Below are 14,305 nucleotides of genomic sequence, written 5' to 3' on the forward strand. Positions count from 1 at the left end.
GCGGAGGCAATGCAGCCATCTTTCTACCTGCGGCAGGAACAAGGCGACGTTCCGAACGTATCGCGCAAATCATCCTTGGGGTCCCAAAACAACATGCGAATTATCCTTCCCGGCGTCGCTCTGGCCGCTCTGCTCGCCGCGCCTGCGATCGCCCAGGACACGGCCGGCGCGTCCGGAACGGTTCGGGCCACCGAATATGACATGCCGCGCGATCAGGTCGATGCCGGCGTGCTGGACGGCGATTTCTTCATCATCGGCGCCGGCGTGGGCCTGGTGCCGACCTATGAAGGGTCGGATGATTACGTCGTGACCCCGTTTCCGGCGATCGCCGGGCGGGTGGGCGGCATCGGCATCGCCCCGCGTGCGGGTGGCATCGCCCTTGATCTGATCAGCGATTACGACACGCCGGGCAATGTGCAGTTCCAGCTCGGCCCCGTCGCCCGCCTGCGCTTCGGCCGCGACGGTGACGTGAAGGACGATGTCGTGGAACGGCTGGAGGATCAAGATCTGGCGGTGGAGGTCGGCGCCAATGCCGGCGTGACCTTCGCGCAGGTGCTGCATCCCTATGACCGGCTGACCGTCAGTTCCGACATTCGTTGGGACGTGGCCGGCGCGCATGACGGCATGGTGATCACGCCGGGCATCAGCTATCTGACCCCGCTCAGCCGCGGCATCTTCGCGGCGCTGAACGCCAACGCCGAATGGGTCGACGATTCCTTCGCGGAATATTATTACGGCGTCACGGCGGCGGATGCGGCCGTCACCGGCCTGCCGCAATATGACGCCGATGGCGGCTTCAAGTCGGCCGGTATCAACCTGGTCGCCGGGTTCGACCTAAATGGCGACATCACCGATGGCGGCCTCTCCATCGTCGGCCTCGCCAGCTACAACCGGCTGTTCGGCTCGGCGGAGGATACGCCCTTCACCAGCATCCGCGGCAGCGCCGACCAGTGGGTCGGCGGCATCGGCCTCGCCTACACGTTCTGACCCTTGCATGCCCGAGGGTGCCGGCCTATCCTGCCGGCACCCTCGGGGAGCCTGCCATGGCTGAGAGGTGGGGCTGGCATCCCACGACCCGTCGAACCTGAACCCGTTAATACGGGCGGAGGGAAGGGCGGCGGCACAGGCGCAATCCGGCTTTCCGCACCTCCTCCGACAAACGGAGAGCGTGTACATGGCCGACATCAATTCCCCGCTGGAAATCGGCGTCACCACCGGACCCATCCGCGGATCGCGCAAGATCCATGTCGGCCCGCACCGCGTGGCCATGCGCGAAATCGTGCTGGAGCCTTCCTGTGGCGAACCGCCGGTGCGGGTCTATGACACTTCCGGCCCCTACACCGACCCCGACGCCACCATCGACATCGCCGCCGGCCTGCCTTTGCTGCGCCGCCCCTGGCAACTCGCCCGCAATGACGTGGAGGCGTATGACGCACGCGAAGTGAAGCCGGAGGATAACGGCCTCAAGGGCCCCGACCGCTCCGCCGGCGTCCCCGCCTATCCCAACACCATCCGCCGCCCCCTGCGCGCGAAAGCCGGCCGCAACATCAGCCAGATGCACTACGCCCGCCAAGGCATCATCACGCCCGAGATGGAGTATGTGGCCGAACGCGAGAATCTCGGCCGCGAATTCGTCCGCCGCGAACTGGACGGCAACAGCTGGGGCGCCGAGATCCCGGAATACGTCACCCCCGAATTCGTGCGCAGCGAACTCGCCCGCGGCCGCGCAATCATCCCCTCCAACGTCAACCACCCCGAATGCGAACCGATGGCGATCGGCCGCAACTTCCTGGTCAAGATCAACGCCAATATCGGCAACAGCGCAGTGGCGTCCGACGTGGCGGCCGAGGTGGACAAGCTGGTCTGGTCGATCCGCTGGGGCGCCGACACCGTGATGGACCTCAGCACCGGTCGCAACATCCACGACACGCGCGAATGGATCATCCGCAACTCCCCCGTCCCCATCGGCACCGTCCCCATCTACCAGGCGCTGGAAAAGGTCGGCGGCATTGCGGAGGACCTGACCTGGGAGATCTTCCGCGACACGCTGATCGAACAGGCGGAACAGGGCGTCGACTACTTCACCATCCACGCCGGCGTGCGCCTGCCCTACATCCCGATGACCGCCAAGCGCGTCACCGGCATCGTCAGCCGCGGCGGCTCCATCATGGCCAAGTGGTGCCTGTCCCACCACCGCGAGAGCTTCCTGTACGAACATTTCGACGAGATCACCGAGATCTGCGCCGCCTACGACATCGCCTATTCGCTGGGCGACGGCCTGCGCCCCGGCTCCATCGCCGACGCCAATGACGAGGCGCAGTTCGCCGAACTCTACACGCTGGGCGAGCTGACCAAGCGCGCCTGGGCGCAGGACGTGCAGGTCATGATCGAAGGGCCGGGCCATGTCCCGATGCACAAGATCAAGGAGAACATGACCAAGCAGCTGGAGGCCTGCGGGGAGGCGCCGTTCTACACCCTCGGGCCCCTCGTCACCGACATCGCGCCGGGTTACGACCACATCACCAGCGGCATCGGCGCGGCGCAGATCGGCTGGTACGGCACGGCGATGCTCTGCTACGTCACGCCCAAGGAGCATCTGGGCCTGCCCGATCGGGACGATGTGAAGGTCGGCGTCGTCACCTACAAGCTGGCCGCCCATGCCGCCGACCTGGCCAAGGGCCACCCGGCGGCGCAGGTGCGCGACGACGCGCTCAGCCTCGCGCGGTTCGAATTCCGCTGGCGGGACCAGTTCAACCTGTCGCTCGATCCCGAAACGGCCGAACAGTACCACGACCAGACCCTGCCGGCCGAAGGCGCCAAGACGGCGCATTTCTGTTCCATGTGCGGGCCGAAATTCTGCTCCATGAAGATCACGCAGGAAGTGCGCGACTTCGCGGCGAAGGATGCGGAGGCGGGCATGGCCGCCATGAGCGAGAAATACCGCCTCGGCGGCAACGAACTCTATATCGGCGCCAACGGCCGCGAGCAGGATTGAGGGGAAGCGGGGGCGAGGCCGCGCGCCATCGCCCCCGCCGCCATCATCAGGTGGTCGGCAGCTGGACGTCCGGCATCGCGGCCAGTTCGGCGGCGGTCAGCGCGGTCTGCACATCCATGTCGTTGCCATCCTTGCGCGTGGTCAGGCCCTGCAGCGGCACGGTGACGTAGCGGTCGGGATTGCTGTTCTCCAGCTCCACGATCAGGCCGGTCACCTCCCCGCTCACCTGGTCGCCGGTGCGGCGCAGGGCCTGCACCTCGCCCAGTTCGGTGCCATTGGCGGAGACGAGATCGGCATCCAGCAGCTGCCGCTCCGTCATGCCCAGCGCGACGGCCGACCCGTCGGCGGCGGCAACGCCGGCATCGGCCCGCTGCTCCAGCGCGTCCTCCGTCGCATCGGCCTGCTTCTCCGCCTCGGACTGGCACGCGGCCACGCCCAGCGCGAGCGAGGACAGGGCGGCAAGGGTGACGAACTTCATGGCAGATGACTCCTCTTCTGCTGTGGGGGATGGAAGGCGAACGACGCGGCGCCGCGTTGGTTTCCCCCACCCTGCCGCACTCCGGAGGGCCCCGAAGCCACGCCCGCGCTTTACAACCGGCCCGCGGGGCGCGAACACACGCCATGGCCGATCTCTACCTCAAGGCGCTGGAATCCGAGCGCAAGGCCCTGTGGGCGACCTGTCGCCTCAAGGGCCTCCCCAAGACCACGCCGGAGCGCATGCGCATCGCGGAACTGGACCGGCTGATTGCCGAGCATAAGGGGAAGGCGAAGGGGTAGTAACGAGCGACTATCGCGGGCGATGGCAACGAGTATGCTGCTAACCTGACCCGCTTATGAGAATTAACAAGTGCCCGAGCTTGCAGGAACGAGACGAAACCGCTTATTCTCGCTCCGCAGCGAATAGGGGGACGGTGTGGGAGAGAAGCAAGGCGAGCCTTCAAGTCCTAAGGCCAAGCGAGTAAGAGTTAGTCAAACTGACGTTCCCGCCTACTCGCTTGAGGACGCATTGAGAGTAGCGTCTGCCATAGCGGACAATTATGCAGGCGCTGCGACTAAGCCGTTAGATGTGGCTGCAGCGATGAACCTCGCTCCGAACTCGAGTCATTTTAGGATGCTCACGGGCTCTGCGATAGCTTATGGTTTGACTTCCGGTGCTTACAACGCAGCTGAAATTTCACTGACACCTTTGGCTAACCAAATCTTATCTCCTCTGGCAGAAGGTGATGATATTTCCGGAAAGCGGGAAGCGCTGCTTACGCCGAACATTGTTGGAACTTTTCTAAACAAGTATAATAACAGTCCGCTTCCCCCCGAGCGCATCGCTGAAAATGTTCTTGTAGCGCTAGGTGTCCCGCGAGAAAGAGCGTCGTCTGTTTACGCGTTGATAGTTGAGGGTGCGGCGTCCATTGGTATGTTGCAAGAGATAAAGGGGAAAAAGTATATCAATCTGGAGAGGGCAGGGCCTAACTCTTCTAAGATACCAGCTGATGACGAGATCGATGTAAGCGATAGGGTGGACTTGGAGAGCGGTGAACCGCTTGCAAAGTCAACTACAAACGAAGATATAGAAGCAAAGTCATCTGAGAATATTGATACTGGTTTTATTCGCAAAGATACTGCGAATAAGAAGGTATTTATTACTCATGGTTATAATAAACAGTTTGTGGATCCGATAAAAAAGCTTTTGTCGTTCGGTGAGATGGAGGCGGTCGTTTCGGTGGAGAGGCAGTCGATTTCACAACCAGTCCCCGAAAAAGTAATGAATGATATGCGTGAGTGTGGCGCCGCGATTATTCACGTCGAAGGTGAAATGACCTTGATCGATGCTGAGGCGAAAGAGCACATTGTTCTAAATCCTAACGTGCTAATCGAGATCGGTGCTGCAATGGCTTTGTACGGCAAGAGGTTTATACTTCTTGTCAAGAATGGTGTGAAGCTTCCTTCAAATCTCCAAGGCCTTTATGAAGGTAGGTATGAGGGTGACGCACTCGATGGCAACGCGACAATTCGGCTCTTGGAAGCTATAAACGACTTAAAACGCGCTAAGTAAGCTAAATGGCGATTTATGTTAGTAGGCGTTGTATGTGGAGTCGGGTAGAGTCGTGTAGTTCGGTGCTTGATCTCCCTCGTGAAAGCTCAACAACGTACTTCGCCAATGCGTGGCCATCACCGTAACCCGCTCATCCGTAATCCGGCGGTCACGCGATGGGCGCTGATCCGTCAAAGTCAGCAACGGCAAAGCGCACGGGTCATAGCTGGTGTCGGTGCGTTCCTCCGAGGCCGCCACCAGCTTCCAAAATCGTCATCGCGAGTAGCCGGAGGTGACATGGCGGCCCAGAGCCACATGCGTCACCCCATTCGACCCCGAATGGCTTCGCTGCGCTTGCAATGACGTAGGTGTGGTTGGCGGAAGGGCGCTTCGATCACTCCTGCTCCGACGCCCAGACCGGCGCCTCCAGCGCCGCCGCCAGCTTCCGCCGCGTCGCGCGCGAGCCATAGCCGGCGCCGGCCTCGATCCGGCTGACCCACACCTGGCTCAAGCCCGCCTTCTGCGCCAAAGCCGCCTGCGACAGCCCGCAATAGCGGCGCCATGCGGCGAGCGGGGACAGGTTCTCGTCCAGGATCAGGTTGAGCACCTTGCCCGGCATCGTCCCCTCGCCGGCATCAAACCGCGCCAGCCGCGCGTCCGCGATCCGCACATCTTCCTCGTCCTCGGCATAGGCGCTCAGGCGCTCCCAATCCTCGGCGCGCATCACGACCATCTCCGTGCCATCCGGGGCGGTGAAACGCTGGGGCCAGTAGTCCAAGGTCGCGCTCCTGTTCGTGAGCCGGGCGGGCGGTCTGACGTATAACGCAGCATGTGGTGAAACGCAGCCGCCCGGTTCAGTCGGCCCGCGCCAGAACCCCACCGTCCAAAACCATTTTCCTACACGCCCCCGATCTGCCCAAAGCTTGAGGATGACCACGCCCCCGCCCGGTGCCCCGTCGCCAGCCGCCTCACCCCGCACCCGCCACCCCGATCCGCTCGCGCACGACCAGTACCGCTGGACCGCGGCCAAGGCGCTGGCCTTCCTCGATGACCTCGGCCGCCACGGCAATGTGGCGCGCGCGGCGCGCAGCGTCGGGATGACGCGGCAATCGGCCTATCGCCTGCGCGACCGCTCGCTCACCGTGGCGCAGGCCTGGCCGCTGGCGCTCGCCGCCGGGCTGAAGCAGGCGGCGCTGCTACCCTCGCGGGCGGAGACGCAGCGGGCGGCCGCGCGGCGCCGGCAGAACGATGCAAGGTGGTTCGCGGAAGGACTGCCCTGGCTGCAAACCGACACACCCGCCGGGCTGGGCGACAGTTCCTCGCCACACCGCGACATCGCGCCCCGCCAAGGTGACGCTGTCCGCCACCTTGGCGACAGGGCCGGTGCGCAAGGCGGCAGGGTGTGATCGGCATGGCGACACCACCGGTCGGCACGGTGTCGCCTGCCCGGTGCAAGCCGACGGGAAATGCGGCCAAGCCGACGCGAACCGGCGTAACCCCGTCACCCCACACCCTTGTCCCCGACCAGCGCCCGCAACCGCACCGCCAGCACCGCATCCACCCGCGCCGCGCCATTGCGCAGGCCTTCCAGGTCGCCCGCCATCTCCGCATCGCCCAGATGCGCCGCCAGCGCCATCGCCGTCTCGTAGCTGACCCGCTGCGCCTGCTTGCCCTTGCGCAGCGCTCCGGCCAGCGCGACATCGCGCCAGCGGCCGGGCACCTCCGTCTCGGTATCGCGGCAGGCATCGTCCAGGATCGCGCGCAGCCAGATATTGTCCGCGCCCTGCGCCTCGGCACCCAGCCGGGCCAGCAGCTCGGCCAGCGTCTTTGCTTCCTCCCCGGCGTGGGGCAGGTCGGCGTGGATCAGCGCGCGCAAGGCGTCGTCATGCACCGCCGCCGCCAGCGCGCCGCCCCGCTCCGCCAGCGCCCGCGCGGCGTCGGCCATGTCCTGCAGCGCCTCGACCAGCAGTCCCTGTGCACTATCGACCTGCGGCATCCTGCGCTCTCCCTTTAACGTGTCCGTCCGGCGTCCCGGTCCACCAGCAGCTGGAACAGGATCGCGCGCACCTCGCCATCCACGATGCCGTCGATATGTTCGGGCCGCCAGCGGCGCTGGAACGCCTCCACCACCTTGTGGCTGTCCGTGATGTCGTACCCGAACCGCTCCAGCGCCAGCATGAAGGCGCCGTCATTGTCGAACGGATCGCCCAGGTCCAGCCGTTCCGGCCGGGCCAGGCACAGGCGGTGGCGCGCCAGCCGGTCCCACGGGAACAGCTCGCCCGGGTCGATCTTGCGCGTGGGGGCGACGTCCGAATGGCCGACCACATTGGCGCGCGGGATGTCATGGGTCTGCACGATGCGCGCCAGCAGCGGCAGCAGCGCGTCGATCTGCGCCCGGGCGAAGGGGCGGTACCCGCCGGCATGGCCCGGATGGTCCAGCTCGATCCCGATGCTGGCGGAGTTCACGTCCCGCAGGCCCCGCCAGAAGCTGGCGCCTGCATGCCAGGCGCGCTTCTCCTCCGCCACCAGCCGGATCACCTCGCCCGCCTCGCTGATCAGGTAATGCGCGCTGACCTCCGCCGCCGGGTCGATCAGCCGGGCCAGCGCGGCATCGAACGGCATCTCGGTATAATGCAGCACCACGGCGGAGATGGCGCCGGCCCGCTCGTTCCAGTTGGGGGAGGGGACCTCCCGGTGGACGAGCTCGTCCTCAGCCATCCGCGCCTGCATCGGCCGGCGCGCCGATCGTGGCGCCCATCACCAGCACGCCGTCGCCCTGCGCCTGCTGCACGGTGCCGCCATGCGCCTGTGCCAGCTGGCGCACCAGTGCGGCCGGGGCGGTGCGGGCGGACAGCTGGTGCGGGGGCAGGGTGCCGTCCAGCGCGCGGCCGATGTCGCGGTCCATCGCGATCCGGTCGCCTTCCGCGCGGATGGCGATCTCGACGTCGCCGCCACGCCGCTCCGCCGCAATGGCCAGCACGCCGCCGCGCACCAGAGTGTCCAGGCCGATCGCCGCCATGTTCAGCAGCAGCTTGGCCGCCGGGCCGGGCAGCGTGTCCGCCGCGATGCCCCACTCAAGCGCCACGTCGCGCCCGCCGGCGGCCAGCGCCGTGATCAGCTCCCGCATCTCGGCCACCGGCATCTCCTGCACGGAAGAACCGGCCGCGCCAAAGGCGTAGCGGAAGAAGGTCAGCTTGTCGGCCGCCACCCGCGCGCTCTGTGCCAGCAGCTGCGTGCAGCTGTCGCGCATGGCGGGGTCGTTCTCGTGCTCCAGCAGTTCCAGCCCGTTGCCGAAGGCGGAGACGGGGCTGACAAGATCGTGGCACAGGCGCGAACAGAGCAGGGCGGCGAGATCGGGTTGTGAAATCATCATTGCCGCCCTTAGCTTTCCGCGAGGGAACAGGAAAGCTGCACGAAGCCCGCTTCGTCGTCCTGCCACCAGCATACGTCGCACGCCGCCACGATCGCCCACACCCGCCCGTCGCCGGCGGCCTGCGCCTGGTCCGTGGCGGAGGGGCGCGCATCGCCGGTCGGGTGGGAGTGGTAATAGCCCAGCACCGCCGGCCCCCCGGCCCGCGCCGCCCGGTGCGCCGCGATCAGCGTGGCGGGATCGATCTCGAACCGGTGCCAGGGCTCGGCCGCCACATTGGCCGCCGGCACCGCCTGCACGATCGCCTGCCCCCGGCCCAGCAGCAGGCCGCAGCATTCCCGCGGATGCGCCGCCGCCGCTGCGCTGCGCATCACCGCCAGCACGGCGCTTGTGACCGTCCATTCCATGCGGCACAGCCTGCGGCATGACAGCGGCAGATACAATCACCGGCACGCTGGCCGGCGGGCCCCGGCTGGACAAGGCGCTGGCGGAGGCGAGCGGCCTGTCGCGCGAACGGATCAAGGCGCTGCTGGCCGAAGGCGCCATCACCGTCGCGGCCACCCCCGCCACTTCCCCCAGCGCCAAGGCGCCCGACGGCGCCTCCTTCGCCATCCGCCTGCCCCCGGCCACCGACCCCCACGCCCTGCCGCAACAGATCCCGCTGACCATCGTGCACGAGGATGCCGACCTGCTGGTGGTGGACAAGCCCGCCGGCATGGTCGTCCACCCCGCCGCCGGCAATCCGGACGGCACGCTGGTCAACGCCCTGCTGCACCATTGCGCCGGCCAGCTGTCGGGCATCGGCGGCGTCGCGCGGCCGGGCATCGTGCACCGGATCGACAAGGACACGTCCGGCCTGCTGGTGGTGGCCAAGAGCGACCGCGCGCATGAAGGCCTCGCCCGCCAGTTCGCCGATCATTCCATTACCCGCGCCTACCTCGCCGTCACCAACGGCCACCCGCAGCCGCCCGCCGGCACCATCACCGCGCGCCTCGGGCGGTCGGATGCGGACCGCAAGAAAATGGCCGTGCTGCCCAAGGATTCCTCACGCGGCAAACATGCCGTTACCCATTACAAGACCCTTCAACGACTCACCGGCGCGGCCGTGGTGGAGTGCCGGCTGGAGACCGGCCGCACGCACCAGGTCAGGGTTCACCTCCTGTCAATCGGCCATCCGCTATTGGGAGATCCAGTCTATGGGCGCGCCAATTCCATCGTCCGGCCGATCCTGCGGGAGCTCGGCTTCACGCGGCAGGCGCTGCACGCGGCGGAACTCGGCTTCGTCCATCCGGTCAGCGGCGAATACCTGCACTTCAGCAGTCCGCTGCCGGCCGATATGCGCCAGTTAATCGACGAATGCGGTCAATGATATCGACGAAACGAAGCTGAATTACAGGATCGGTCGGTATATAAGACCGTTGGGGGCAGGAGTGGCCGGGCCCTGTGGATGCCCAGAAGGGGTCCACGCAATGATTGGCCGACACAAGGTTGTGGGACACAGATGATGAGCGAGCAGAGAAAACTGACAGTGCCGGCACTCGGGGGCGAACAGAGCCTCAACCGCTACCTGTCGCAGATCAAGAAATTCCCCGTGCTGAAGCCGGAGCAGGAATACATGCTCGCCAAGCGGTACCAGGAACATGAGGATCCGGAGGCCGCCGCGCAACTGGTCACCAGTCACCTGCGTCTCGTGGCCAAGATCGCCATGGGCTATCGCGGCTACGGCCTGCCGGTCAGCGACCTGATCTCCGAAGGCAATGTCGGCCTGATGCAGGGCGTGAAGAAGTTCGAGCCCGATCGCGGCTTCCGCCTGGCGACCTACGCCATGTGGTGGATCAAGGCGTCTATCCAGGAATACATCCTGCGCAGCTGGTCGCTGGTCAAGATGGGCACCACCGCCGCGCAGAAGAAGCTGTTCTTCAACCTGCGCCGCATGAAGAAGCAGCTGGAGGCCTACGAGGACTCCGACATGCACCCGACCGATGTCGCCAAGATCGCGACCGACCTGGGCGTGCCGGAGCAGGAGGTCATCAACATGAACCGCCGCATGATGATGGGCGGCGATGCCTCGCTGAACGTCTCCATGCGCGCCGACGAGGAAGGCGGCGGCCAGTGGCAGGACTGGCTGACCGACGACCGCCCGCTGCAGGACCACGTCGTGGCCGAGGCGGAGGAGGCCCGCGTGCGCCACTCCATGCTGGTGGAGGCGATGGACGGGCTGAACGATCGGGAGAAGCACATCCTGACCGAACGCCGCCTGACCGACGACCCGCAGACGCTGGAGGAGCTGAGCCAGGTCTACGACGTCAGCCGCGAACGCATCCGCCAGATCGAGGTGCGCGCCTTCGAGAAGGTGCAGAAGGCCATGCAGCGGATCGCCGGCGAGAAGCTGATGCCCGCGATGGCCTGAGGCCTGGTGTCAGTGCTGAGGTGCTGAGAGGGGCGGTCCGTAGGGGCCGCCCTTTTTGTTGGCGCGAAACGGTAGCTGTTTCGCTGTCGATTCTAAATCAGTTCCAATTGCTTAGCTGCTGGGCTGGTACGAGCAACATCGTGTTCCAGTCCCATTGCCTTGGCGAGCTGGTCTATGACTAGCGTGAAATGGTGATCCGTTGCCGACCATCGCCAGGCCGCAGCATCTCCAGTCCTTCCCATCCCATCGGCAAGTTGATGAATGAATGCGTCACCTGAGCTAAAACCAACCCCGCTAAATGCATCGGATGCAACAAGACGTTCGGCCACCTCGAAAATAGCTTTGTAGCCGCGCTCTTTCCTGACCGAGGGTCCCTTGAAAATATGGTAATATTCCGGGCAGGAGTATCGTAGATGGGCAGATGGAGCACCGTTGAATGGCGCGTATGCCGAAGGGTATTCAAGCGCATAATCTGAGAACATTGGCACAATCGGAAATTCGGCGCTGTTTGCCAAAATCGCCTGGTAGAGTTTCCAGTCTGCTCTAGAAAATTGACCATCCATTCCAGCTTTAAGGCGCGGCTTCTCAGGAAAGGATGTGGCGCTCCAGAAGACACGAGCCCACGTGTTTGGTGCGATGAGGCGGGCTACCTGAGCGCTTAGGAGGTGAGTGAAATCCTCTCCGTCGGAGATTTCGAGTGGGCCACCATCGAGAAGCAGGATTACAGACTGCGTCGTTAAGCTGAGTTGAGAAGCGAACTGCGTCAGTGTTTCAGCACTTGAGACGCTTTCAATTTCGCCAAGCTCAAGCCGAAAACACGCGGGAGCAGCAGGATTCCGCTCTGCGTATCTTTGGACAGCTTGATAGTACGCGGCGGAATTGCGAAGGCCAAATACTGGCGCCGCATTAGCTCCAGCCAATCTGGCTCGCTCGATTAAAGCCGTCAGAGGATGGTCAGTAACAACTGCGCTATGCCGCTGATCATCAATCAACTCTGCATCGATGAAAGCGAGGCGACGATCCCAACAGTCAGCGAGCTGGCGGCCAAAGCTGTGCAGATACTCAACAGTTGTGAGCACCCGCTGTTGATCTGGATCGAAGCTTCCAGCCGGCGGGATCTTAAAAGCTGGGAGGACGCGCCCGCTTCGAGCAGAGGAGACGCTTTTCAAGGCGCGGCGCTCGCCTGCCTTCCACTTTAGCTGCGGGAGGTAAATTGCTTGCGACGCGTGCATAATACCTACTCCAAGATGCCTAACGCACGGAGTGCGATGCTAACTTCACCATTGCCGAGCATGTCACTAAATTCTTTGTAGCTTCGCTCACGCCGGATACGCCCTGCGACAAGCGCTGGATGAATGTGATTGCGTCCAGCAAAGTCTCTTACTGCATCGGCTGATTTTGTGAACCTGATCAATGATGATTGCCAAGTAGTACGAGGGATTATCGCGTTTTCAGCAAATTCGTCAGCTTCACTTTCAAGGACCTCGTCGTTGGACTCACCAGCATTCTCATCGAGAATGGCACCGTACAAGACTCTTGGCCAGTGGCGAACAAGGTGCCCCAGTTCGTGCAGTAGAACGAACCAGAAGTTATCCACTCGGTCATGACGAGCCGTTATACCTATAACGCCATAGCGTCCGTCGAGGGACATTGCTGCTCCATCCAGCTTCGTCTTTGGCAGATGTGGTTCAACGACTACGATAATGCCATGCTGAAGCAGCAGCTGAAACGCACTTTCGATGCCATTAGGAACTGCACTAAGCTTAGCGATCTGTGCGGTGTCCTCGGCCGACGGTGGTGAAAACTGACGCGCGAGCCCGATTTTTCTGCGGGCGTGAGACAGAACGCGCGCTTGCCACGCGAGCAGTGCAGCCCGCCGTGCTGTCGAGATTTCTCCGTTAGTTTTACGATGCAGGGCCACGCTGATCTCAGAGGGTGCCCGATGAAAGAAGTCTGCGAGAACACGACTACGCTCCGCAGGGGACGTTCGTCGCAGGTCGATACGGGTATCGAACCAACCGCGTGAATTCATCATGGCGAAGGGGAAGTCAGCTAGAGTAAGATCTTCTGGCAAGCCTTGCTCTACAGCTTCCTTCTGGCGTTCAACTGAGACCGTGGCTGTGAAGCGTACGCCGATTGCACGCCCCATCTCCGCTACTCGCCTCAGACTAGCCGACTCGTAGAGTTCTTTCTCGTATTTCTGAATTTGCTGCTCTTGCACACCCGCAACGTTGGCCAACTCGCGTTGTGTCAACCCAGCAGCAATCCGCGCCTCAACCAAGGCCCTTCCTAATTCGGGCAAGCCCTCTATCTCGATTGGCTCGTCACCCGACTGGCGACGTCGCTCGTATGCAACTAATTGCTCACGAAGATCTTTAGCTTGTCGCTCGTAAGATGCCTTTTGAGCGTGAGCAATCACAGGGTCTACGCCACTGGCGATTAGCTTTAGCAAGTCGAACTTAGAGAGTGAGGTCTCGTACCCAGCTAACGATTTGCGCGTGGAGCGATACTCGCGCTCGTTCTTGATCATATGTTTAAAAGTTCCAAAATATTCAACTTCATACCTACCATTCCTCTCTCTTCGTGCGTGACTTTGTCACGTGAAAGGAACCGGAAGTTCTCTCCTGCTGGGCCATCATGCGCTCCCCCGATCAGCAGGTCTCCTCGGTAGATCTGTCTTCGTTCCAGAGCGAGGTTGTCGTCATACAAGACAGGGTCGAGGCTTGGCAGCACCCCGGCTGGATCCCAGCATGCGTCGTAATCCCCAGGGCGCTCTTTCGAACTCACATAGCTTCCGCCGATATAGATTCTTCCGCAGCCCGCCTGCCGCAGGGCGCGGCAGGCAAGCACGAGGCCTTCAAACAACCAAGCGCGATGATCGTTGTAGGCGAATACGTCTCGGAACTCCCTTAAGCTGACATGATGCAGCCCTTGGGGGAGCACATCGAAAGCTGAGTGAGGCCGAGCGACCATCGCGGGGAGCATGAACACAACTTTATCGTTGGGTTGCAGAAAAGCAAGGCCGAACGTTTTGCCTATAACAAACGACCTCCGACATTCGGGATTTACTAACCACTTTCCTACATCCCCGTCCGACACCTACCGCCTCCGGCGATGAGCAACCGCCGCAATACCGCCCGCCCTCGGCGCGCCACCAGCCGCCCGCGCCACAAGCCCTGGCAGCCTTACCTCAGGCTCCCGCCCTTCCTGCCCGTGCCCACCCGCACAAGGCGGGACGGGTGGACGGCGGAGCGGCAGGCGGGGTGCATCACCTTGCTGGCGCAGGGCGGCTGCGTGCGCAAAGCGGCGCAGCAGCTCGGCCTGTCGCGGGAGAGCACCTATCGCCTGCGCCACGGTGACGCGAGCCGCGCTGCAAGGTTACACGGGTGATCGGCAACGCGACACCGGCTGCTGCGGTGCGTGACACCGCCAGGTGGCAAGGTGACACCGCCGCTGCGCAGGGTCACGCCGGATGGCGGCAAAGTGACACTGCCGCCGCGC

General features: G+C 63.6%; 17 protein-coding genes and 1 riboswitch. Of the genes, 8 read left to right on the top strand and 9 right to left on the bottom strand.

Features of this window, described 5'->3' with window-relative positions; all coding sequences use genetic code 11:
• The first annotated feature begins 93 nt into the window (after positions 1-93).
• Positions 94-987 (top strand): MipA/OmpV family protein, encoded by an 894-nt coding sequence (locus D5S08_RS10790; protein ID WP_121118381.1) that lies wholly within the window; start codon positions 94-96, stop codon positions 985-987.
• A 33-nt stretch (positions 988-1,020) separates the two neighbouring features.
• Positions 1,021-1,128, top strand: a riboswitch (TPP riboswitch).
• Positions 1,129-1,174: 46 nt separating this feature from the next.
• On the top strand, positions 1,175-2,995 hold the full coding sequence (gene thiC, locus D5S08_RS10795) for a phosphomethylpyrimidine synthase ThiC (protein ID WP_121118383.1): 1,821 nt from the start codon (positions 1,175-1,177) through the stop codon (positions 2,993-2,995).
• A 46-nt stretch (positions 2,996-3,041) separates the two neighbouring features.
• Here the strand turns inward: thiC and D5S08_RS10800 are convergent, their stop codons facing one another.
• Positions 3,042-3,473 (bottom strand): PRC-barrel domain containing protein, encoded by a 432-nt coding sequence (locus D5S08_RS10800; protein ID WP_121118385.1) that lies wholly within the window; start codon positions 3,471-3,473, stop codon positions 3,042-3,044.
• 143 nt (positions 3,474-3,616) lie between these two features.
• Between D5S08_RS10800 and D5S08_RS16920 the strand changes: the two genes are divergently transcribed.
• Complete coding sequence (locus tag D5S08_RS16920) at positions 3,617-3,772, top strand: hypothetical protein (RefSeq protein ID WP_175578926.1); 156 nt, start codon at positions 3,617-3,619, stop codon at positions 3,770-3,772.
• A 136-nt stretch (positions 3,773-3,908) separates the two neighbouring features.
• Positions 3,909-5,045, top strand: a complete 1,137-nt coding sequence (locus D5S08_RS10805; RefSeq protein ID WP_126665539.1) for a TIR domain-containing protein — start codon at positions 3,909-3,911, stop codon at positions 5,043-5,045.
• Between the two features lie 373 nt (positions 5,046-5,418).
• Here D5S08_RS10805 and D5S08_RS10810 read toward each other — a convergent pair whose 3' ends face one another.
• A complete protein-coding gene (locus tag D5S08_RS10810) occupies positions 5,419-5,802 on the bottom strand; it encodes a helix-turn-helix domain-containing protein (RefSeq protein WP_121118389.1) in 384 nt (127 codons plus the stop codon).
• A gap of 151 nt (positions 5,803-5,953) precedes the next feature.
• Here D5S08_RS10810 and D5S08_RS10815 point away from each other — a divergent pair, with 151 nt between their 5' ends.
• Positions 5,954-6,430 carry a hypothetical protein gene (locus tag D5S08_RS10815; RefSeq protein WP_121118391.1) on the top strand — a complete coding sequence of 159 codons (477 nt, stop codon included), beginning with the start codon at positions 5,954-5,956 and terminating at the stop codon, positions 6,428-6,430.
• Between the two features lie 95 nt (positions 6,431-6,525).
• Here the strand turns inward: D5S08_RS10815 and D5S08_RS10820 are convergent, their stop codons facing one another.
• Genes D5S08_RS10820 through D5S08_RS10835 form a run of 4 tightly spaced genes read right to left on the bottom strand, consistent with a single transcriptional unit; the run spans position 6,526 to position 8,801 of the window.
• Entirely contained in the window at positions 6,526-7,020 is a 495-nt protein-coding gene (locus D5S08_RS10820; protein WP_121118393.1) for a DUF892 family protein, read from the bottom strand.
• A 14-nt stretch (positions 7,021-7,034) separates the two neighbouring features.
• Entirely contained in the window at positions 7,035-7,742 is a 708-nt protein-coding gene (locus tag D5S08_RS10825; protein ID WP_121118651.1) for an N-acetylmuramoyl-L-alanine amidase, read from the bottom strand.
• A complete protein-coding gene (locus D5S08_RS10830) occupies positions 7,735-8,397 on the bottom strand; it encodes a histidine phosphotransferase family protein (RefSeq protein ID WP_121118395.1) in 663 nt (220 codons plus the stop codon). The genes D5S08_RS10825 and D5S08_RS10830 overlap by 8 nt, the downstream gene beginning before the upstream one ends.
• An 8-nt stretch (positions 8,398-8,405) precedes the next feature.
• Entirely contained in the window at positions 8,406-8,801 is a 396-nt protein-coding gene (locus D5S08_RS10835; protein WP_121118397.1) for a M67 family metallopeptidase, read from the bottom strand.
• A gap of 17 nt (positions 8,802-8,818) precedes the next feature.
• Here D5S08_RS10835 and D5S08_RS10840 point away from each other — a divergent pair, with 17 nt between their 5' ends.
• Together D5S08_RS10840 and rpoH are read left to right on the top strand one after the other, a co-directional pair.
• Positions 8,819-9,763: an RluA family pseudouridine synthase gene (locus D5S08_RS10840; RefSeq protein ID WP_121118399.1), complete on the top strand. Its 945-nt coding sequence runs from the start codon at positions 8,819-8,821 to the stop codon at positions 9,761-9,763.
• 135 nt (positions 9,764-9,898) lie between these two features.
• The gene (gene rpoH / locus D5S08_RS10845) at positions 9,899-10,804 is read left to right on the top strand and encodes an RNA polymerase sigma factor RpoH (protein WP_121118653.1); all 906 of its coding nucleotides are present in this window, start codon (positions 9,899-9,901) and stop codon (positions 10,802-10,804) included.
• 92 nt (positions 10,805-10,896) lie between these two features.
• Here rpoH and D5S08_RS10850 read toward each other — a convergent pair whose 3' ends face one another.
• Genes D5S08_RS10850 through D5S08_RS16440 form a run of 3 tightly spaced genes read right to left on the bottom strand, consistent with a single transcriptional unit; the run spans position 10,897 to position 13,789 of the window.
• Positions 10,897-12,036 carry a beta family protein gene (locus D5S08_RS10850; protein ID WP_121118401.1) on the bottom strand — a complete coding sequence of 380 codons (1,140 nt, stop codon included), beginning with the start codon at positions 12,034-12,036 and terminating at the stop codon, positions 10,897-10,899.
• 5 nt (positions 12,037-12,041) lie between these two features.
• Complete coding sequence (locus D5S08_RS10855) at positions 12,042-13,334, bottom strand: XRE family transcriptional regulator (RefSeq protein WP_121118403.1); 1,293 nt, start codon at positions 13,332-13,334, stop codon at positions 12,042-12,044.
• A complete protein-coding gene (locus D5S08_RS16440) occupies positions 13,331-13,789 on the bottom strand; it encodes a DUF6932 family protein (protein WP_126665540.1) in 459 nt (152 codons plus the stop codon). The genes D5S08_RS10855 and D5S08_RS16440 overlap by 4 nt, the downstream gene beginning before the upstream one ends.
• Positions 13,790-13,918: 129 nt before the next feature.
• On the opposite strand from D5S08_RS16440, the gene D5S08_RS10865 reads away from it, so the two are divergent.
• A complete protein-coding gene (locus D5S08_RS10865) occupies positions 13,919-14,194 on the top strand; it encodes a hypothetical protein (protein ID WP_121118407.1) in 276 nt (91 codons plus the stop codon).
• The last annotated feature ends 111 nt before the right edge of the window (positions 14,195-14,305 follow it).

This window comes from Croceibacterium ferulae (assembly GCF_003660445.1).
Classification (GTDB): domain Bacteria; phylum Pseudomonadota; class Alphaproteobacteria; order Sphingomonadales; family Sphingomonadaceae; genus Croceibacterium; species Croceibacterium ferulae.